The following is a 19,186-nucleotide window of genomic DNA, read 5'->3' as shown; positions in this document are numbered from 1 at the left end:
ACTGATTCACTGCCATCTAAGTATCTTCTACATATTTCAATTTTTTGTTCTTTTGAAAACTTACTTTTTCTTCCCATAAGAAAACCTCCTCAGCAAACAGTGCTTTTAATTATTTGCACTGTCTACTGGGAGGTCATCATATCAAAACGTGTATGACTTTTTTTCTGCCCTTATATTACCATATTTTCGCTATTTTTTCAATTCTTGTTCTTTTTTAGAATATATGATATTAAGAATAGCAGGAGGTGCCTATGAATCAAATTATTGAACATCGCAAACTTAATAAAAAAGAGAAAATGATTCTTACCAATCATTTGATCAAAGTATGTAGAGATCTGCATTGGATAGAAACTGATTCCGACAAAGCTGTTTTTATCACTGAACCTTTTCTTGGTTATTCTTCTATTTCTCATTTGAAGCATATTATCACAATGTTTTATATCATCAGAAGCAGAATAGATATTACATCTAGTGATGAAGATATCAGAAATGCACTTTATCACTATCAATCTATCAATCGTGTGATAGAAATATTATTGAAAGAAGGTGGAACCTATCGAATTGAGACTATTAGATACAGAGAAGAATTATGATCCTTCTCTAGTCAAAGAACTTGTTTTCATTATAACCATAACCAAAGTACTTCTATTTCTTTAGAAGACTTCAAGCATATTCTAGATACTATAGATTATATTTTAGAACATGGAGAAACATTCGACGAAGGTATTCAATCTATACAATCAGATATCAAAGAAATACAAAGAATTTATAAGAGTATTCAATTACTTCCCATCAATAATGAAAAGTATCTGAATGTTTTGAAGAAACAGATTCCTTTCTTTATTCAATCTGTTACAGGAAAAGATGCATTATTTCATTATTGTGATATTTCCGTAGATTTGGATTATCCTCTTATTGATGGTATTCCTCTTTATCATGATATGTATCATTTAAGAGGAACTGATCTTGTACTTTACTATTTAAAGAGACTCAGTGAAGAGAATCATTTCTGCAGTCTATTTGATGATTTAGAAACATTTATTGAAGACTATGAAAAGACTATTAAGACATCTGTATATGACTTACAGATTAACTTCTTTGAACTAGTGGTTCATCAATGCATAACACATATATCTATTTATAATTCACCTGGTTTAATTATTCATGACAAAAAAGAAGTTAAAGAAATAAATTCTATTATAAGTTTTTTCCATTATCCTATGATTGATTTATTTAAAGAAAACATTATTGCATCCTTCAACAAGATTCCTATTATTTATCCACAGGATAGTTATCAAATAACTTTTAGTCACGAAAGTGCTGATTTCTATGAGATTCTCAATCAATTTGAATATTCCAGAGATATCACATTATTAAAACAATTAAGTATCTACGATCTAATAGATTTCTTAGAACAGGATATTCTAATAAATGAAGAATACACAGCCTTTATGAGCTCTTTAACCGCAATAGAAATTGTTTCTATCCTAAAACTCATTATTCCTGAACTTGACACATTTCTGCATTCAACATCTATCGCAGATATCATTAGCGAATTAGATACATCTATCACATATCAAGAAATACTATCTCACTATATCACAACAGAAGTTCTCAACACTTATCCACAATACATAAAAAAAGAAGGTTCTTTTTGAACCTTCTTATCTTCTACCTGCTCCTGCATAATGTGCAGAATAATATCCACTATTTAATGAAGAAACAACTACACCTGTCTTAGAGTTTGCAGCATGGATGAACTGTCCGCCACCAATATAGATACCTACATGAGAGATACCTGATTTATAAGTTCCAGCGAAGAATACTAAGTCACCAGCTGTTAAGCCATCCTTAGATACTCTTGAAGTTCCACTATACTGAGCTGCTGCAGTTCTAGGTAATGATTTACCATTCTGACTATATACCCAAGAAGTGAATCCTGAACAGTCGAATACTGTTGGTCCAGATGCACCCATACGATATGCACAGCCAAGTCTTGAACGTGCTGTTCCAACGATACCACCCTGTGCAGCACCTCCTCCAAGACCACCAAAGTTATAGCTTCCGCCTTTGTTGCTCTTGTTGTTCTTGTTGTTAGTTTTTACTTGTACTACTGGTGCAGCAGATACATTGATCTTTGCACTTGTTTCAGATCTATTACCAGCATTATCAGTGACTCTATAATAAACACGATAAGCGCCAGCTTTGTTTGTATTAACAGTTCCAGTAATTTCTACTTTACCTGTTACATCACCATCTAAGTTATCGATAGCTGATGCTAAGTTTGATTTAGGATCAAATGAAGTACCATACTTCACATCTACATTATCGCTCTTTAATGTAATTGCTGGTCCAGTCATATCTGCAACTTTTACTTCATAATCATTTGAAGTCTGGTTTCCAGAACTATCTGTTGCAGTTACCTTGATTGGCTGTGCATCAGTTATATTTCTAGTATCTACATTACCTTCTACAGTAACTGTAGGGTTCACATCATAGTTATCCTTAATATCAACATAATTGTGAATATCGAAACCATCACCATAGTTAACAGTGATATTACCATTCTTTAAATTCATTTCTGGCGCAATTGTATCACCAACATTGAATGTAAAGTCTTTTTCTGATTTATTACCTGCATTATCTTCAACAGTTGCATGAATTACCTGTTCACCTAAAACAGATGTATCTAAGCCACGATCGAAAGTAATGAAATCAGAAACATCACCATCTACATTATCAGTTGCTTTGATGTACTGTTTTAAATCATTGTTGCCGTTTGCTTCAACATTGATTACATAACCATCATTATTTACTGATTCTAATGCTGGTGCTTCTGTATCAACAACTTTAACTTCAACTTCTTTAGTTGTTTCATTGTTGAATGCATCCTTTACAGTAACATTAACTTTATAAGTTCCAATCTGATCCTTCTGATAAGAAGTATCATCAATTTCAGTTTTAATAACACTTACTGTATCTCTATTATCTGATACAGTGAAATCACTTGCTTTTAATTCTGTACCAAATGGTACTTCAAGCTTATTTGAATGAACAACAGGCGCTGTTCTATCAGCTGCTGCATAACCTACTAATGCAAATGCTGAAATAGCGACTACTGGAATAAACATTGTCTTCTGAGTTTTAATACGATCTAGCATGAAATCTACAACTTCTTTAGTTTTCTTATCCATGTAATCCACTCCCTTTCTTTACGACAATGACTATTATATCACTCTGTACAAAAAAATAAAGAACTTTCTTAAGAATTTTTTAAGAAATATAAAAAAGAGTTGAATATATCAACTCTTTTTTGATTAAGAATTATTTAATAATGTTGTAAGAAATATGGTATCAAGCACGTTTTTCTTTAAATGTTAAGGATAATACTAAAGCGGTTACAATTAATACGGATAAAAACAAATAGAATGGTGTCATTGTAGAGAAGCTATCAATCAGTTTTCCACCAATTAACTGTACGACTGCAGCACCAATTCCTCTACCTACTGTTGCCTGTAAGCCAAAAGCTGTAGAGACATACTTATCTTCTACAATTTCCATGATTAATCTTACTGTAATCATAGTAAAGAGAATAGTAGATAGGCCTTTGAATACAAATACTGCCACAATTAAATTTGGATTAGGTAATGTTGCATACCAGACAAAGTTGACTATAGACATGGCACATGCAAAGAGCATGATATGTTTATATGAGAACTTCTTAATAATAAAGTCAGTTGCAAGTATTGCAGGTACTTCAAATAATGTCGCAAATAACTGGTATGTACCTACCATGGATGCTGTTCCACCTACTGATTTAATAAATACTGAGATATAAGTGAAATTAGCTGTACAAGCGCCCCAGAAGAAGAAAGAGATTAATAGGAATATAATGTACTGTTTATTCTTAAAGAGGCTCTTATAGGCTTCTTTTGAGCTATATTCTACTTTTGTTTCAGTCTGCACTACTTCTGGATCATTGACTCTTAGTATACAGATAAGAACTGTTATTGTACCAAAGAGGAAAATAACAAAGATAGAAATAGGTGCAATCACATCATAAACTAAACCACATAACTGAGCACTAATGGCATAACCAACAGAACCCCATAATCTGATCTTACCAAAGTCATAAGGTGAAGAAACACCGATTCTGTCCGTTAATGGTGTGACTGCATTAAATAAGGCAAGAATAGTCGCACTAGTAATTAATAGAATAATTAACTGATGTGAGAACATAAAGATCATATTCATTACTACTGTAATAAATAATGCTACTAAAGATACCTTTCTAGGTGAACGGAAGCGGTCTGCCAATGTTCCTAGATAAGGCTGAGCAAAAATTGAGAATAGTGGTGCTGATGAAGTAATAAGTGATATTTGCTGTGCATTAAAGTGAATATCACTTAAATATAAAGCAAGCATTGCATTGTAACATGCAAATGCGAAATAAAAGAAAAATGATGTACCAGCATGATACAAATAGCTGTTCTTTTTCATGTTGTCCCCTCCAATGAGTTACATTATAACTATATATAACAAAAAATCTTCAATTTTTCATATAATGTAAGGGAATTGTGAAAAAGCCTAACTCAATGAGTTAGACTCGTTTATTGAAACTATGATTTGGATCAAAAGCTAGCACAAAAAATACACTCTCATAATGAATGCCAAACATAACAAACTTATTTTTACCATTTCTTTTTAAATGTATATGAATTATACCAGACTTTAATAATTCTTTTTCTTCTGGATATGCATCTTCAAAAGTTGCTTTCAATCTTCGTAAATAAGTATTAGATGGATCCACTTTGCTTCCTTTGGAAGATGTGTATTGAGTAATAACTTCATCTAAGTTGGAGCACTGGTCCACTTCATATAGAAACTGCTGCAATTGATCAAACACTTTCTCTTCCTTATACTTATAGTTATATTTGCTTAAGCTTTTAAAACACCCCACATTGCATTTCCATAAATATTTAAAATTAATTTCTGGATGATTCTTTGCGTTAATCGATTGGTTAGCAAGAACAAAATTTTCCTTTTTAATTTTCTTAATTTCAATCAGTTTTCTCTTGCTCATTTAGTTAACTTTAATAGAATTATAGTATTCCTTCATAGTAGTAGAAGAAATCACATTATGACTACTTTCAAATTTACCTAAACCTGTTCTTTGTTCTAACCATGGGAGTTCTGTATGGGTTAAAGCCTCTAATTGATCAGCCCCATACTCTCCATAAGTATCCCAGACTGCTTCTAATACTTCAACCTGCTCTGGAGTGAACAGTTTTTCCATTCTAGCCATAGTTTCTTCACGATTAGTAATCTTTAATTCGTGCCAGCCATAGCCATCATATACTTGGTATAAAGTACGATTTACTGGACCATGTACCCATGCTTCAAATTCAGAATGACTAGCTATATCCTGATCCAAAAGTGTTAAACTCCATGCCTGTGCATAATAACAAAGCTTCTGAATCTTTTTGTTTGACATATTCCCTTTTAATAAGAACCAATCTGCCACATCAGTGATATCAGCTTTTATTGGTTTATCCACAATTGCTATCTTTGCTGTCATGCTGCATCCCCCCATTTGAAAATTTAAATGATCCATAATTTTCAAACTCATTATAGCTTTGTACAACAAACGATTCAACCAACTTGATATCATGTTTTTCACTTTCTTCACAAATCTCATAATTTCATACACCTCACTTTATGTTCTACTTTTTTATACTGCACAAAGTGGTTATTTTCTTATTCATTATATAGATTTCTCAATCATTTATCAGATTATTTTGTTCCTATTCCTTAGGATAATTCTGACTTCCCCATCAGATATGGTCTTGATAAGCATAGAAGACAGTCTAAGTTCATCGACATAGTATTTTTATATATTCTCTACGATAAATTTTATAAGCATGAATAACAAGGTCAAACTAAATAAAACGAAATGCCTATGGCTAAAAGTATTTTCACAACTTACGAAAAAAGGATTCACATAGGTATTAATGCATAAAAAAACTGGTACACGAGGTACCAGTTATGCCTTTCTTTTTGCAGCTTCTTGTCTATTCTTTTGTGCTTTAATAACTTTCTGTCTTGAGAATTCTTCTCTGTCCTTTTCATCCAAGGCTTCTGTAATCATCTTTACAGTGGCTTCAAAACGAGGGATAGAGATATTCTGTAATGCGTTAGCACGCTTTTGTGTCTTACGAATATTATTCGCTAGACGATATACAGAGTTTTCTACTTCTGCAAGCTTTACTGTCATTTCTTTTACATGATAGAAACAGATATAAGCATAGTCTACCTTAGAGTTCGCACGTTCAAAACCATAACCAACTCTTAATGGTGTTTTCTCATATTCAATCTTAGGTAATTCTACACCCATAACTGAACGATACTTAACACTAATACCATCATCAATAGGTACACCTTCTACTACATCAGAAATAATACCTAAAGATTCATTAGCTTCACGTAATGCTGCATAAGCACGATCATAAGAATCAGTGATGTCATCACGGATTTCTTTTACATCATCAAGTAATGACATCATTTCTTTAATTAAGACATTTCTTTTCTTATCGAGCAGGTCGTAACCAAGTCTAGCAAGTTCAAGAGACTTCTTGGTTGCCATCAAATTCCCTTTAGTAGGGACAACCTGATTAGCCATTAGTTACAGCGTCTTTCAATTCTTTGATGACTACATCTTCGTGTAAATTAAATTCTTTGACTGCTTTTTCATGATCATAGAATTTATCTACAACAGCATTATCAATACGGTCCAATGTATTCTTTGGAAGAACTGATAATAGTAACCATCCAAGGTCTAGGGTTTCTTCGATAGATCTATTTGTATCGAATCCCTGATTAAGGAAGTGCTGCTCGAAAAGACGACCAAATTCCATATATTTCTTATCAGCTTCTGATAATTCATCTTCACCGATAACTGATGTTAATGATTTAACATCCTGTACATGGGCATAACATGCAAATAACTGGTTGGCAACATCCTGGTGGTCAGCTCTTGTAAAGCCTTCACCGATACCATCCTTCATAAGTCTTGAAAGTGATGGAAGAACACCAACTGGTGGATAAATACCAGTCGCATTTAATTCAGGATCAAGAGTAATCTGTCCTTCTGTGATGTAACCAGTTAAGTCAGGAACTGGGTGTGTAATATCGTTGTTAGGCATTGTAAGGATTGGAATCTGTGTAACAGAACCTTTAGCACCCTTTGCAATACCAGCTCTTTCATATAATGAAGCAAGGTCAGAATAAAGATAACCTGGATAACCTTTACGACCTGGGATTTCACCTTTACTTGAAGAGAATTCACGTAATGCTTCACAATAAGAAGTAACATCGGTATAGATTACAAGAACATGCATATCATGTTCAAATGCTAAATATTCAGCAGCAGTTAATGCACAACGAGGTGTTAAGATACGTTCGATGATTGGGTCATTAGATAAGTTCATGAACATAACTACTCTCTGCATAACCCCTGCTTCTTCGAATGATCTTCTGAAGTAGTTGGCTACGTCATTAGTAACACCCATTGCAGCAAAGACAACAGCGAAGCCTTGTCCTGCTTCATCGGCAATTTTAGCCTGTTTTACAATCTGTACAGCTAACTGGTTATGAGGTAAACCAGAACCTGAGAAGATTGGTAGCTTCTGACCTCTGATTAGAGTCATTAGACAGTCAATAGAAGAAATACCTGTGTTGATATAGTTTCTTGGATATACACGAGAAACTGGGTTAAGAGGCTGACCGTTGATATCAGCACTCTTTTCAGCATAAATATCTCCTAGACCATCAATTGGTCTACCTGCACCAGAGAAGACACGGCCAAGCATTTCCATTGATAATGGTAATTCCATTGGATGACCTAATAGTCTTGTCTTAGTATTCGCAAGTGATAAAGCGTTAGTTCCTTCAAATACCTGAACAACAACTCTTTCACCTTCAATTTCTACAATACGACCAGAACGTGTTGAACCATCTTTTAACTGTAGTTCAACCATTTCATCATAAGATGCATCTTTAACGTGATCTAATACGACGAGTGGTCCATTAATTTCACTTAAACCTACATATTGAAGTGCCATGTTACCCCTCCTTAGTCAATAGATGCACAAATTGCATCAATCTTCTTATAATAGTAATCAAATTTACTTAAATCATTATTAGGTACATCATATTTCATCTTAACAACTTCATCGAAGATACCTGTTTCAATGATTGTACGAATAGGTTTACCCTGAGCAACAACCTGCTGACAACGGTTATTTAAGTAAAGGATTACTTCCATCATCTTAAGCTGTTTTTCAAGTGGTACATAAGTATCATCTTTATGGAAAGCGTTCTGCTGTAAGTAACCTACACGAACTACTCTGGCTACTTCAATAACAAGTTTCTGATCATCTGGTAAAACGTCAGAACCCATTAACTGTACGATTTCCATTAATTTAGTTTCTTCTGCAAGAATAGAAGCTAATTCCTGTCTATCTCTCATGAATTTAGGATCAACATTCTTTGAATACCATCTTTCAAGATCTGGAATATATTCTGAATAAGATAAGTTCCAGTTGATAGCGAAATAGTGTCTTGCATAAGCTAATGCTTTATCAAGAGCCCAGAATGTACGTACGAAACGTTTAGTATTCTGAGTAACTGGTTCTGAGAAGTCAGAACCCTGTGGAGATACGGCACCAATGATTGTAACTGAACCATTTGTGTTATTTAAGTTCTCCATATAACCAGCTCTTTCATAGAACTGAGATAATCTAGAAGGTAAGTAAGCTGGGAAACCTTCTTCTGCTGGCATTTCTTCAAGACGACCAGAGATTTCTCTTAAGGCTTCAGCCCAACGAGATGTTGAGTCAGCCATGATAGCAACATGGTAACCCATGTCACGATAATATTCAGCAAGTGTTACACCTGTATAAATAGATGCTTCACGAGCAGCAACTGGCATGTTAGATGTATTCGCAATGAGGACAGTTCTGTCTACTAATGGCTTACCACTCTTAGGGTCAACGAGTTCACGGAATTCTTCAAGAACCTGAGTCATTTCGTTACCACGCTCACCACAACCTACATAGACAATAATATCGGCATCACACCATTTAGCAAGCTGATGCTGAGTCATTGTCTTACCAGTACCGAATCCTCCTGGGATTGCAGCTGTTCCACCTTTAGCGATAGGGAACAATGTATCGATAACACGCTGACCAGTAACTAGTGGCATACTGATAGGTAAACGTTTGTTGACTGGACGAGGTGTCTTGATTGGCCATTTCTGAGTTAATGTACATTCATGAGCTACACCTTCATCATCAGTGAAGACCATAACTACATCGTTGATTGTATACTGACCATTTTCTTTTACTTCAGTAACTGTACCTGACATACCTGGCATAACCATACATCTATGTTCGATCATGTCTGTTTCAGGAATCTTGGCATATACAGTACCACCTTCAACATGGTCACCTACTTTAACAGTAAGAGTAACATCCCATAATTTCTTTGTATCTAGTGGTTCTACAGCACTACCTGTAGGAATGAAAGCACCACTTTCTTTTGCGATTTCTTCTAGTGGTCTTTCGATACCATCATAAATATTTCTTAAGATACCAGGACCAAGTGTTACAGAAATAGGCTGACCTGTTGGGAATACTGGTTCACCTGGTTTAAGACCTGTAGTTGTTTCATAAACCTGGATAGTAGTAAATTCTTTAGTAATACAGATAACTTCACCCATTAATTTACTGTTACCTACATACACCATTTCAAGCATTGAAAAGGCATCTGTATCTTTTACTTTAACAACCGGGCCGTTGATTGAATAAATTAAATTTTCTTTCAACTTGTTTATCCCCCTTCTTTTATTTATTAATGATTAAACCAGAATGCTGGTTAAACCATTCTTTCTGATTCTTTAATGCGAATTCTAATGTTTCGTTATGAACAATAGAGCTTTCTGTGTTTTCAACAATTAAACCACCAATAGTGATATCTCCAACTTTCACTTCAGCATCACCATAAGCAGCTTTTAAATCATCAGCAAGACCTAAGTCTTCTTCTTTTACATAAATAACTGAATGAGGCATATAATCACCTGCAAGCTTCTTAGCCTTATTGACCATGAATTCTTTGTATTCAGGTGTTTTTGTAAATGCGACTAATTCTTCTCTCGCATTCTTGAAGATTGTAGCCACATACTCATCACGTTTATTAATAAGCTTTTTCTGTCTCTCAACATGGGATTCAGAAATTTCTGCAGCTGATTCTGACTGCATTTCATCTAATTCCTGTTTAAGTCTTAAATCTGCATCTTTCTTAGCTTCAGCACGCATAGAAGAATAAGCTTCTTCTTCCATCTTCTTTACTTCAGCCATGATTGCATCGACTTCTCTTTGAGACTGTTTTTCAATCTCATTCTTCATTGAGAGAAATACTTCTTGATTTTCTTCCATTGTATACTCTCCTATAGCTTAACGCCTATTGCCTCAGAGACATAACCATCGATGGCTTCACCAATCTTAGAGTGTCCATGACGGTCAGGAATCTCTGTAATAAGAGGCTTTGGCTGTTTTAATTTAATTTCTGAGATAATATCAGGACAAAGTTCAATTAACTTAGTAGTCACTAAGATAATTGCGATTTCAGGATCTCTCATCTTACTTTCAAGTAAGCTTAAGAAATCATGACGGGTATGAACAACTTTGCCTTCAATACCCACGAGTCTTAGACCAGTGAGGGTATCGATATTATCACTGATCAGAAAGAACTTCATAGTAATCTCCTATAGTGTGTTGATAATTAAGATTGAGATTAATAGACCATAGATGGCAACACCTTCACCTAAGGCAACGAAGATCAATGATTTACCGAAGTTTTCAGCATTTTCAGAGAATGCACCAATTGCAGCAGGAGCAGCAGCAGCTACGGCAATACCAGCACCAAGAGCAGATAAACCAGTTGCAAGAGCAGCACCAATGAAACCAAGACCCTGAGCGATAGAACCAGTCATCTTGTCAGCACCAGCAGCTAATACTGGGCTATTTGCATATGTAAGGAATAATACAAGTGCTACAGCACCAAAGAAACCACAGATATGAGTACCAAGACGCATTTTAGCGCTCTTAGCAGTAACTTTACCTTTGAATACATTTACTAGTGGTAAAGATAATAATACAACAATTAATGCAGGGATAATGAATGTTAAGATAGTAGTCATTTTTTCTTCCTCCGTTATTCTAGACTTTCTTTCATAGATACAAATGGTTTACCATTACCTTCATAGTAACGACTGAATAATTCATAGAATTCAAGACGTAATACCTGGATACCGACAATTAATCCTTCTAGACACATTACAAATGCGTTACCAATAATAAGAACGATAATATAACCGAATCCACCAACCATTTCAGCTAATGTGTAAACAACAAGCATCATACCAGCGTGTGATAAGACGAAACCGCCGACACGTAGGAATGACATTGTGTTGGCAACAAATGTCAACAATACTTCGATCATTTCGAAGAATGATTCAGTAAAGAAGTTACCAAATCCATGTGGGAACATCTTATTACCTTCAAGTTTGTAAGTAAGAGGTTCTTTTAAGAAGATCATTACAAGTGGGGCAATGATAAAGATTGCGACATAGATACCCATTGGGATATTTAAGCCAAGGTTTAATAACATATTCATTGCGAGTACTAATACTGCAACATAGAATACTAAACCAGCGACACCATTTTGAGAGAATAATAATTCTCCCCAATGTTTCTTCTTCAAGTTTAAATAGATATTGAATAGGATTGAGATGATGATTAAACATACACCTACACCAATTGCAACACCTAATAGCGTCATAGTATTTTCAGATGCCATTGGTGCAAAGAATGGAACGAGGATTTTTTCTGATCCAAATACTGAGCCAAAGATTACACCGAATATTGCAGATGAAATACCAATACGCATACCTACTTCACCAAGCTTCATGCCTTTTAATTTATAAGCAAGGAAACCAATGATTGAAAGCAGGATACCTTGACCAACATCGGCGAACATCATACCGAATAAGAATGTATATGTTACCGCAACGAAATTTGTTGGGTCAAAGTCTGTATAAGATGGAACACCATACATTTCAACGAACATCTTGAATGGTCTTGAGAACCAGTTGTTCTTGAGTTTTGTAGGTGGATAAAGTCTTGAATCTCCCATTGCTGGTTTGATTTCAACATGCACCTTGTCCATCTGTTCAAGTTCTTCTTTTAAAGAGTGTGCATAATGTTTATCACAGAAACCATAGATAGCAGCATTGTTTCCAAATACTACGACATATCTCTGTGCTTCACTTGTCTTATTAAGTTCCTGACATGAAGCATAAATGACTGATAAATCTTTTTCTTTTTTACTGAATAAATCTTTTAATTTACCATCATATTTCTTGATAGAGGCTTCTGCAGTTGCATTCTCTTCTTCAATGATTTCTAATGATTCACCTGGAGTTCCATGAAGGAATTCAGGAATATGAATACGTTCAAAGAATAATGAAGAGAATATGTTATCTATTTCAGGAGCATTAGAAGGAGATGTTATATAGAAACAATAACATGTCTTTGCATCCTGATAGATTGATTTAAATAAGAATTCCTGTGAATCATAATAAGATAACTTATCAAGATTCATTGTAGGTAACTTACCAAATCTAACCTGAATATATTCGCTTGAGAAAAGGTCATCGAAGTCTATATCGAGATCCTTCATATATTTCAAGTACTTCTTGGCCTGATTGTTTTCATCAATCATAACCTGTAATTCATTTTTAACACGTGAGATTTTGTTTGCTTCATCAAGACATTCGCAGAAGTAATCATCTGCTTCTACAATATTGATGATCTGAGGCTTTTCTGATGTATTGATATGAATACCATACTTTTCAGCTGCTTCATCCATACGTCCTAATAAATCAGCATAAGGATTATCCTTATTCATGACCTTAAGACCTCTAACTGAATCCACAAACTTTGATGCTGGCTCTGGATGAAATTTTTCTGAATCAACAAGCTTAGATAATACTTCATCACTCATTGTTTCAGGGAATTCTATCTCAACGAGCTGCAATTTTGAGATAGCCATAGTATCCTCCCTTCTATTGTTTCTTATCGAGCGCTTTCTTAATGAAGTTCAATACAATGCCTAATACAAGTACAACAACTAATGGTAAATAAGAGACATGCCAAGTTGTATCTACAGCAATTGCAACATAAGCAGCTACTGCAAGTCCCATGACGATGCCAACGACACCCTTGATAGAGAATACCTTATTGATCATTGATTGTTCGTTATAGATAGCTTTTACTTTACCAATGCAGAACTGTCCTACAATAAGTAAGAGAATCGCATTAATGAAGCGCTGATAACTAAATGCATCTGCAACAGGGATTACTGATGGATAAAGATGAATACTATAGAAAGCATCACCATAAATTAAACCTCCCACAAAAGATGCAATACCAAGAACAGTAATCATCTTTCCTGAAGTTTTCTTTCTCATAAGTAATCCAAGTAATACAAGCACTACACCTAAACCAATATCACCTAGCATTAATGCAAATACTAAGATAAATAGTACTGCAGTGGCTAAAGTAGTATCCACATGATCACTCTGTTTAACTTTAGAGATCGCTTCAAATGGTTTAGCCCATGGATAGTTATTAGTAAGTGTTGGTGCAATAATCTGCTGATCACCATAAATATCTGCAGGTAAGTCCTGATATTCTACGTTGTACTTTTCAAAAGCCTTCTTAATATCTTTAGCGACTCTTACAGGTACAAATCCATAGATAGCATATTTAGATTGATAATCAACAACAAATACTTTGAATTCTTCAATTCTAGCAGCAAAAGTAAGATCAGCAAACATCTTTAATAATTCTTCTTCATGTGCATCTCTAATACCTTCTAAACGGCTGTCTGCTTTACGAATAGAAGCATTCATACTTTCAATTTCTTCTAGTAATTCCTTCTTTGCGTCTTCCATTCTACCATGAACGAAATCAGGAATTTCAATTTCTTCAAAGCCAACTGACTGGAAGATGTTATCTACCTTTAAGATAGCAGCCTTAGTTGTCATATAGAGACAATAAACACTTTTAGCATCTTCACCAAGATCTAAGAACATAATTGACTGTCCTCTATAGTAGTCAAGTTTGTCTTTGTTTCTTCTAGGAATACGGCCAAATCTTGCTTCCATATATTCGCATTCTTTAACCTCATCCATATTTAATTCTGTATTAGAAAGACCTTCTAGTATTTCATAAGCAGCCTGGTTCTGTCCACGTTCAGTCACAAATTCTTCTTTAATATCAAGATATTTCTTTGCTTCTTTTGTCACATCATCGAGTGCCTTACGATAATCTTCTTTTGCGAAATGAATAGATCCTTCTTTTACACTTGATGTATCAAGCTTTACATGTTCAGCAAGCTCTTTTAATTCATCAAGCATGTTCTTATAATCCTCATCAGTTGTCATTGTAAATACATCTTTAACGTTATTTACAATCTTTGTAGCTGGCTGAGGATAAAAATACTTTGTTTCTTTTAACTGACATAAAACCTCTTTTAAGTATTTCTTATCAAAGGTCATGTCCAGCAATTCCATTTCTTCTATTGCCATGTTATTCCCCCTAGTAGATAAGCAGCTGGGCTATTTTTTCAGCCTCTTCACCATATCTTAAGCCTTCAATGATATGCTTTAGATTTTCAACTTCGTTTTCGAATACAATCAGATATGTCATGTAAACCATGGCAGCATCTGTAGTAAATCTCATATATCTCTTTGCAAGATTATATTTGATCTTATCTGTGTAGTATTCGATATAAACAAATTCCTGATCATCCACATATAACTTGTAAGGTGATGAAGCAAGCTTCTTTAAGAACTCCTCTGCATCTTTTGTTTCAATCAATTCATTCATTACTGATTGTGGAATACGTGAGTAATCCAAGATCAACTGTTTCTTGATTTGTTCAGGCTTAGAATTAAAGAATCGTTTAAATCTATAGATCTTCGTAATATTTTCTAACTCAATCTGAGTATAGATCATAGTAAGTAGATCCTTCTGTTTTTTACCTTTAAATGTAGATTTCACTGTTTCAACGAATAACTTATAGTAAGCACGCTTGAAATCAAGTTCCATCATGTTTGTATCGATCTTCTCATCATCTACAGGCATATATTTCTGTAATATATGGTAATAACGTGTTTTTTCCATATATCTTAATAATGATGGGTAATCTTCAATACTTAATAAGCCATAAAGATCAAACGTTGAATAACGAGGTAGGTATGAAGGTATATCTAATTCAGAATTCAATGTCTCATCACTATTGAATAAACGTACTTTACTCAATAGCACAGCTATTTCACGTCTAATAATACCTAGCTGATAAAACTTCTGGTCACCCTTAGGTGCATAATGAATCAATCTAATAGCACGTAAGAATTCTTCTTCATCAAGAAGTGATTCTAACTGTCCTCTATGAATACTTGTTTCTTTCAAGCCTTCAAGAATAGGACCATAAGCTGTTTCACTCTTTAAGTAACTGACAACATCGTTGACAGTTCTTTTCTTTAGAAGTTCATCATAGCTTTCAGGAGTGAGATGTTTACCATACATAGATCTTGCTTTAGCAAGAACTGCATTAGATGAAAAACTCATAATCTCACCTCTAAACTTCTTTACATCTGTCTACGATAGATGCAACCCACTCCTCCTTGTGGGCTTCATAAAGGCTGGTGATCTTCTCAACAGAAGAATTATAATCCTCTTCATTCTTCTTCTTTGTTGCGTCAATTCTTTCCTGTAACTCTTTCTTCTTTGCATCAAGTGTAACCTGATACTCTTTAACGAAAGAATCGTAGATTTCCTTCTTCTTACTGTTCATATCTGCAGTTGTATCCTGTCTCTTCTTTTTGGCATCTTTTACAGCCTGAGCACATCTGTGGTCTACAGCTATGATATCAAGAATCATTTTATCCAATCCACATACCTCCTTCTCTTTGATTCTATAGGATAATACTCCTAAAAATTTTAAAATTCAACCAAAAACACTTCATCGTGATAAAAAAGCATCATCTATATCAAACAGACATATTCAGATATATCAAATGTATATGTATCTTGGTTGATGAATCCATTATACTCTTAATTTTGTAAAGCGTTAACATAATTTTTGTGAAATAACGAACATAATGAATATCTTTTTTAGGAAATAGGCAATATGACCATAAGTCATTTATTTCATACCTATTTTCTGCATTAGTTATACACCTATCGTATGAATGCAACAATAAACAAATATCCATCTTTGTTTAATGTAAGCGTTTCATATCACTTTACTATGGCTTTTTTCATCTATTTTCCTTATTCTTATATATATAGGAGAGAGAAAGATGAAAATTTTGGCGAGTGATTTTGATAATACATTATTTTTTAGTGATGGTGTACACAAGGAAGATGTAGAAGCGATTCGTACATTCCAGAAACAGGGAAACCTGTTTGGATTATGTACAGGTAGACAGTTAGAAGGAATTAAATATCCTTTTGGTGGAAATAGAGAGCATCCATTAACTGATATAGACTTTGATTTCTATATTACTTTAAGTGGTGGTGTGATTTTTAATAAGAAAGAAGAAGTTATTTTTGAAAAAGATATTCCTATGAATATAGTAAGAGAAATATCAAAAGCGATTCCTGTACATATGTCTATTGTATATAAGGATGAGATTTATATGTATCGTCCAGAAGATAAAAGCTGGGGAACTACTATTGATTCTTTGGATGAACTTACATTTAATGATTCAGATGCATTCTCATTTCATTTTCCTGAAGGGGATATAGAGGATGCGAAAAACGCTATGGATTATATTAATGAACATTATAGTAATACATGTGCGGCATTCCAGAATAAGAATCATGTAGATGTATGCGGTGTAGGATGTTCTAAGGGAACAGGAATTAATCATGTTGTCGATTACTTTAATATTAATGAGAATGATGTCTATGGTATAGGAGATTCATGGAATGATCTTCCTTTATTAGATAGTGTCAAACATGGTTATACATTTACTTATGCCCCAAATGAACTTAAAGATAAAGCTGAAAGGGTTGTAGGAAGCTTAAGTGAAGCTATTCAGGATATCTTAAAAGAGGATTAATTCCTCTTTTTTTGTTTAATTTCTAAATATTCCAATATTTATCGCATATTATACAAATTTTAACTTATAGATAATTGACAGCATTATATGAATATGGTAAATTTTATACAATTCTAATACTATTGGGGAGGAATTTTAAATGATTATTGGTGTTATTGGTCTAGGAACTGTTGGTTTCGGAACTGTAGATATTCTTACAAAAGAAAAAGAAAGACTCGAAAAAACAATTGGGGAAGAAGTAGTCGTTAAGTACGGTTGTGCACTTGAGGATGTAAACCTTCCTGATGGTATTATTTATACACAGGATTATCATGAAGTCATCAATGATGAAGATGTGGATGTTGTAGTAGAACTTATTGGTGGTACAACTATCGCAAAGAAAATCATCTTAGATGCTTTAAATAAGAAGAAACATGTAGTAACTGCAAATAAAGCTCTTATTGCTCATGATGCGAAAGAACTCTTTACTGCTGCAAGAGAAAATGGTGTCAACCTTTATTATGAAGCAAGTGTTGGTGGAGGTATTCCAGTTGTTGTGCCTGCTAAGGAAGATCTAGTAGCAAACAATATTAATAAGATTGAAGGTATCTTAAATGGTACAACTAACTTTATTCTTACATTAATGGAAAGAGATAATCTTGATTTTGAGGAAGCATTAAAGATTGCTCAGAATCTTGGTTATGTAGAAGCCAATGCTGCACTAGATTTAGATGGCTATGATGCAGCACATAAAATCTATATTCTTACTATGAATGCTTTTAGTACATTCTTTGATTTTGATAAAATCAAATGTACTGGTATTCGTAATGTAACTAAGAAAGATATGGATTATGCAAAGAAGCTTGGTTATAGAATTAAGCTGATTGCGATGAGTAAAAAACTAGAAAATGGTTTAGGTATTGATGTATCTCCTACTCTTGTTCCAATGAGTGAAATTGTAGGTAATGTCATGGATGCTTATAATGTAGTAGAAATTACATGTGATTATCTAGAAAACGTATTATTCTATGGTAAGGGTGCAGGACGTTATGTCACTGCAAGTGCTGTAGTGGCTGATATTATTAAGACAGCTAAGAAAGATGTATGGACACATGATTATGATTATACTGAAAACGTCTATCCTATTACATCTTCTAAGTATTATGTAAGAAGTGAACAGCCACTCAATTTAAATTATGATGAATACTATTCATTTGGTGAAGATCATATTTATATTACTGATAAAGTAGAACTTAAAGATTTAGAAGATGCTTTAAAGGATACTTCAGCAACATATTTCAAAGTAAGAAGCTAAAAGGTGGGATTTAACCCACCTTTTTTAGTATGTTGATATTCTCTTTTGCATATAGATAGAATGATAGAAGAATAAGAAGTGTAGAGATAATTGTAAGAACAATAGAAAAAGTATAGGAAATATTATAGAAAACAATATGCATAATAATCATGAAATCTAACATGAATGTAGCAACTTTACCATGCCACACAGCCCCATGTACTTCCCCTGTTTTTTTAATAACAACCATACCAATACAACTCATAAACAGTTCTTTAATAAGAATGCATATGAAAGGAATAACAAGCCATCTAAAGCGTGTCATAAGACATAGAAGTACTACTGCTTGGGTTGCTTTATCCGCTACAGGATCAAGTATTTTACCTAGATCACTCATCATATTAAATGTGCGAGCTATATATCCATCTAACAAATCAGTCAGGCCTGATAGAACCAATAATATTCCTGTTAAGACATAATCCTTTTGGTTTATATACGTATATACAATTACCGGCAATAGCAACAATCTAAACATAGATAATATATTAGGTATTGTGAATATATTCTTATTTCTCATTCTATCACTTCCTTATTATTAATACTAAAGTGTATAGCGTGAATTATCAATATAAAAGAGGCAGTTGCCTGCCTCTTTGTAT

At 33.9% G+C, this 19,186-nt stretch carries 18 protein-coding genes and 1 pseudogene; 4 read left to right on the top strand and 15 right to left on the bottom strand.

The window, feature by feature from the left end:
* Positions 1–251 precede the first annotated feature (251 nt).
* Positions 252–593 (top strand): hypothetical protein, encoded by a 342-nt coding sequence (locus H8909_RS06410; protein WP_187012228.1) that lies wholly within the window; start codon positions 252–254, stop codon positions 591–593.
* Between the two features lie 30 nt (positions 594–623).
* Positions 624–1,658: pseudogene (locus tag H8909_RS06405) on the top strand (DUF6179 domain-containing protein); the annotation flags it as partial.
* A 6-nt stretch (positions 1,659–1,664) separates the two neighbouring features.
* Here H8909_RS06405 and H8909_RS06400 read toward each other — a convergent pair.
* From H8909_RS06400 to H8909_RS06335, 14 genes are all read right to left on the bottom strand, one after another.
* Positions 1,665–3,194: an NlpC/P60 family protein gene (locus tag H8909_RS06400; protein WP_187012226.1), complete on the bottom strand. Its 1,530-nt coding sequence runs from the start codon at positions 3,192–3,194 to the stop codon at positions 1,665–1,667.
* Positions 3,195–3,354: 160 nt separating this feature from the next.
* Positions 3,355–4,500 carry an MFS transporter gene (locus H8909_RS06395; RefSeq protein ID WP_187012225.1) on the bottom strand — a complete coding sequence of 382 codons (1,146 nt, stop codon included), beginning with the start codon at positions 4,498–4,500 and terminating at the stop codon, positions 3,355–3,357.
* Positions 4,501–4,600: 100 nt separating this feature from the next.
* Positions 4,601–5,083 carry a hypothetical protein gene (locus tag H8909_RS06390; protein WP_187012224.1) on the bottom strand — a complete coding sequence of 161 codons (483 nt, stop codon included), beginning with the start codon at positions 5,081–5,083 and terminating at the stop codon, positions 4,601–4,603.
* Positions 5,084–5,578: a Panacea domain-containing protein gene (locus H8909_RS06385; RefSeq protein ID WP_226793659.1), complete on the bottom strand. Its 495-nt coding sequence runs from the start codon at positions 5,576–5,578 to the stop codon at positions 5,084–5,086. It abuts the gene before it with no gap.
* 465 nt (positions 5,579–6,043) lie between these two features.
* The gene (locus tag H8909_RS06380) at positions 6,044–6,679 is read right to left on the bottom strand and encodes a V-type ATP synthase subunit D (protein ID WP_117458656.1); all 636 of its coding nucleotides are present in this window, start codon (positions 6,677–6,679) and stop codon (positions 6,044–6,046) included.
* Positions 6,672–8,120 (bottom strand): V-type ATP synthase subunit B, encoded by a 1,449-nt coding sequence (locus tag H8909_RS06375; RefSeq protein WP_022425827.1) that lies wholly within the window; start codon positions 8,118–8,120, stop codon positions 6,672–6,674. Before H8909_RS06375 ends, H8909_RS06380 begins: the two co-directional genes overlap by 8 nt.
* Before the next feature lie 11 nt (positions 8,121–8,131).
* Positions 8,132–9,883, bottom strand: coding sequence for a V-type ATP synthase subunit A (locus tag H8909_RS06370; protein WP_187012222.1), 1,752 nt, complete (start codon positions 9,881–9,883; stop codon positions 8,132–8,134).
* Between the two features lie 19 nt (positions 9,884–9,902).
* Positions 9,903–10,493 carry a V-type ATP synthase subunit E gene (locus H8909_RS06365; protein ID WP_187012221.1) on the bottom strand — a complete coding sequence of 197 codons (591 nt, stop codon included), beginning with the start codon at positions 10,491–10,493 and terminating at the stop codon, positions 9,903–9,905.
* A gap of 11 nt (positions 10,494–10,504) precedes the next feature.
* Entirely contained in the window at positions 10,505–10,813 is a 309-nt protein-coding gene (locus H8909_RS06360) for a V-type ATP synthase subunit F (protein ID WP_187012220.1), read from the bottom strand.
* A 9-nt stretch (positions 10,814–10,822) separates the two neighbouring features.
* The gene (locus H8909_RS06355; protein WP_006506824.1) at positions 10,823–11,257 is read right to left on the bottom strand and encodes an ATP synthase subunit C; all 435 of its coding nucleotides are present in this window, start codon (positions 11,255–11,257) and stop codon (positions 10,823–10,825) included.
* Positions 11,258–11,271: 14 nt separating this feature from the next.
* Complete coding sequence (locus H8909_RS06350) at positions 11,272–13,170, bottom strand: V-type ATP synthase subunit I (RefSeq protein ID WP_187012219.1); 1,899 nt, start codon at positions 13,168–13,170, stop codon at positions 11,272–11,274.
* 13 nt (positions 13,171–13,183) lie between these two features.
* Positions 13,184–14,710 (bottom strand): V-type ATPase 116kDa subunit family protein, encoded by a 1,527-nt coding sequence (locus H8909_RS06345; protein ID WP_187012218.1) that lies wholly within the window; start codon positions 14,708–14,710, stop codon positions 13,184–13,186.
* A gap of 10 nt (positions 14,711–14,720) precedes the next feature.
* Positions 14,721–15,755, bottom strand: coding sequence for a V0D/AC39 family V-type ATPase subunit (locus H8909_RS06340; protein ID WP_022425821.1), 1,035 nt, complete (start codon positions 15,753–15,755; stop codon positions 14,721–14,723).
* 10 nt (positions 15,756–15,765) lie between these two features.
* Positions 15,766–16,068, bottom strand: coding sequence for a hypothetical protein (locus H8909_RS06335; protein WP_187012230.1), 303 nt, complete (start codon positions 16,066–16,068; stop codon positions 15,766–15,768).
* Between the two features lie 421 nt (positions 16,069–16,489).
* On the opposite strand from H8909_RS06335, the gene H8909_RS06330 reads away from it, so the two are divergent.
* Both H8909_RS06330 and H8909_RS06325 read left to right on the top strand, forming a co-directional pair.
* Positions 16,490–17,254: an HAD-IIB family hydrolase gene (locus tag H8909_RS06330; RefSeq protein WP_187012217.1), complete on the top strand. Its 765-nt coding sequence runs from the start codon at positions 16,490–16,492 to the stop codon at positions 17,252–17,254.
* A gap of 139 nt (positions 17,255–17,393) precedes the next feature.
* A complete protein-coding gene (locus tag H8909_RS06325) occupies positions 17,394–18,548 on the top strand; it encodes a homoserine dehydrogenase (RefSeq protein ID WP_187012216.1) in 1,155 nt (384 codons plus the stop codon).
* A gap of 10 nt (positions 18,549–18,558) precedes the next feature.
* Here H8909_RS06325 and H8909_RS06320 read toward each other — a convergent pair whose 3' ends face one another.
* Complete coding sequence (locus H8909_RS06320) at positions 18,559–19,104, bottom strand: CDP-alcohol phosphatidyltransferase family protein (protein ID WP_187012215.1); 546 nt, start codon at positions 19,102–19,104, stop codon at positions 18,559–18,561.
* Positions 19,105–19,186: the final 82 nt, after the last annotated feature.

The sequence above is a fragment of the Catenibacterium faecis genome (assembly GCF_014306455.1).
Classification (GTDB): domain Bacteria; phylum Bacillota_I; class Bacilli_A; order Erysipelotrichales; family Coprobacillaceae; genus Catenibacterium; species Catenibacterium mitsuoka_A.
This window is presented reverse-complemented; position numbering and strand designations above follow the sequence as displayed.

What these genes read in the sequence shown, in the direction of transcription:
- H8909_RS06410 (WP_187012228.1), top strand. Translation starts at nt 252, where the DNA reads ATGAATCAAATTATTGAACATCGCAAACTTAATAAAAAAGAGAAAATG.
- H8909_RS06400 (WP_187012226.1), bottom strand. Translation starts at nt 3,194, where the DNA reads ATGGATAAGAAAACTAAAGAAGTTGTAGATTTCATGCTAGATCGTATT.
- H8909_RS06395 (WP_187012225.1), bottom strand. Translation starts at nt 4,500, where the DNA reads ATGAAAAAGAACAGCTATTTGTATCATGCTGGTACATCATTTTTCTTT.
- H8909_RS06390 (WP_187012224.1), bottom strand. Translation starts at nt 5,083, where the DNA reads ATGAGCAAGAGAAAACTGATTGAAATTAAGAAAATTAAAAAGGAAAAT.
- H8909_RS06385 (WP_226793659.1), bottom strand. Translation starts at nt 5,578, where the DNA reads ATGACAGCAAAGATAGCAATTGTGGATAAACCAATAAAAGCTGATATC.
- H8909_RS06380 (WP_117458656.1), bottom strand. Translation starts at nt 6,679, where the DNA reads ATGGCTAATCAGGTTGTCCCTACTAAAGGGAATTTGATGGCAACCAAG.
- H8909_RS06375 (WP_022425827.1), bottom strand. Translation starts at nt 8,120, where the DNA reads ATGGCACTTCAATATGTAGGTTTAAGTGAAATTAATGGACCACTCGTC.
- H8909_RS06365 (WP_187012221.1), bottom strand. Translation starts at nt 10,493, where the DNA reads ATGGAAGAAAATCAAGAAGTATTTCTCTCAATGAAGAATGAGATTGAA.
- H8909_RS06360 (WP_187012220.1), bottom strand. Translation starts at nt 10,813, where the DNA reads ATGAAGTTCTTTCTGATCAGTGATAATATCGATACCCTCACTGGTCTA.
- H8909_RS06355 (WP_006506824.1), bottom strand. Translation starts at nt 11,257, where the DNA reads ATGACTACTATCTTAACATTCATTATCCCTGCATTAATTGTTGTATTA.
- H8909_RS06350 (WP_187012219.1), bottom strand. Translation starts at nt 13,170, where the DNA reads ATGGCTATCTCAAAATTGCAGCTCGTTGAGATAGAATTCCCTGAAACA.
- H8909_RS06345 (WP_187012218.1), bottom strand. Translation starts at nt 14,710, where the DNA reads ATGGCAATAGAAGAAATGGAATTGCTGGACATGACCTTTGATAAGAAA.
- H8909_RS06340 (WP_022425821.1), bottom strand. Translation starts at nt 15,755, where the DNA reads ATGAGTTTTTCATCTAATGCAGTTCTTGCTAAAGCAAGATCTATGTAT.
- H8909_RS06335 (WP_187012230.1), bottom strand. Translation starts at nt 16,068, where the DNA reads ATGATTCTTGATATCATAGCTGTAGACCACAGATGTGCTCAGGCTGTA.
- H8909_RS06330 (WP_187012217.1), top strand. Translation starts at nt 16,490, where the DNA reads ATGAAAATTTTGGCGAGTGATTTTGATAATACATTATTTTTTAGTGAT.
- H8909_RS06325 (WP_187012216.1), top strand. Translation starts at nt 17,394, where the DNA reads ATGATTATTGGTGTTATTGGTCTAGGAACTGTTGGTTTCGGAACTGTA.
- H8909_RS06320 (WP_187012215.1), bottom strand. Translation starts at nt 19,104, where the DNA reads ATGAGAAATAAGAATATATTCACAATACCTAATATATTATCTATGTTT.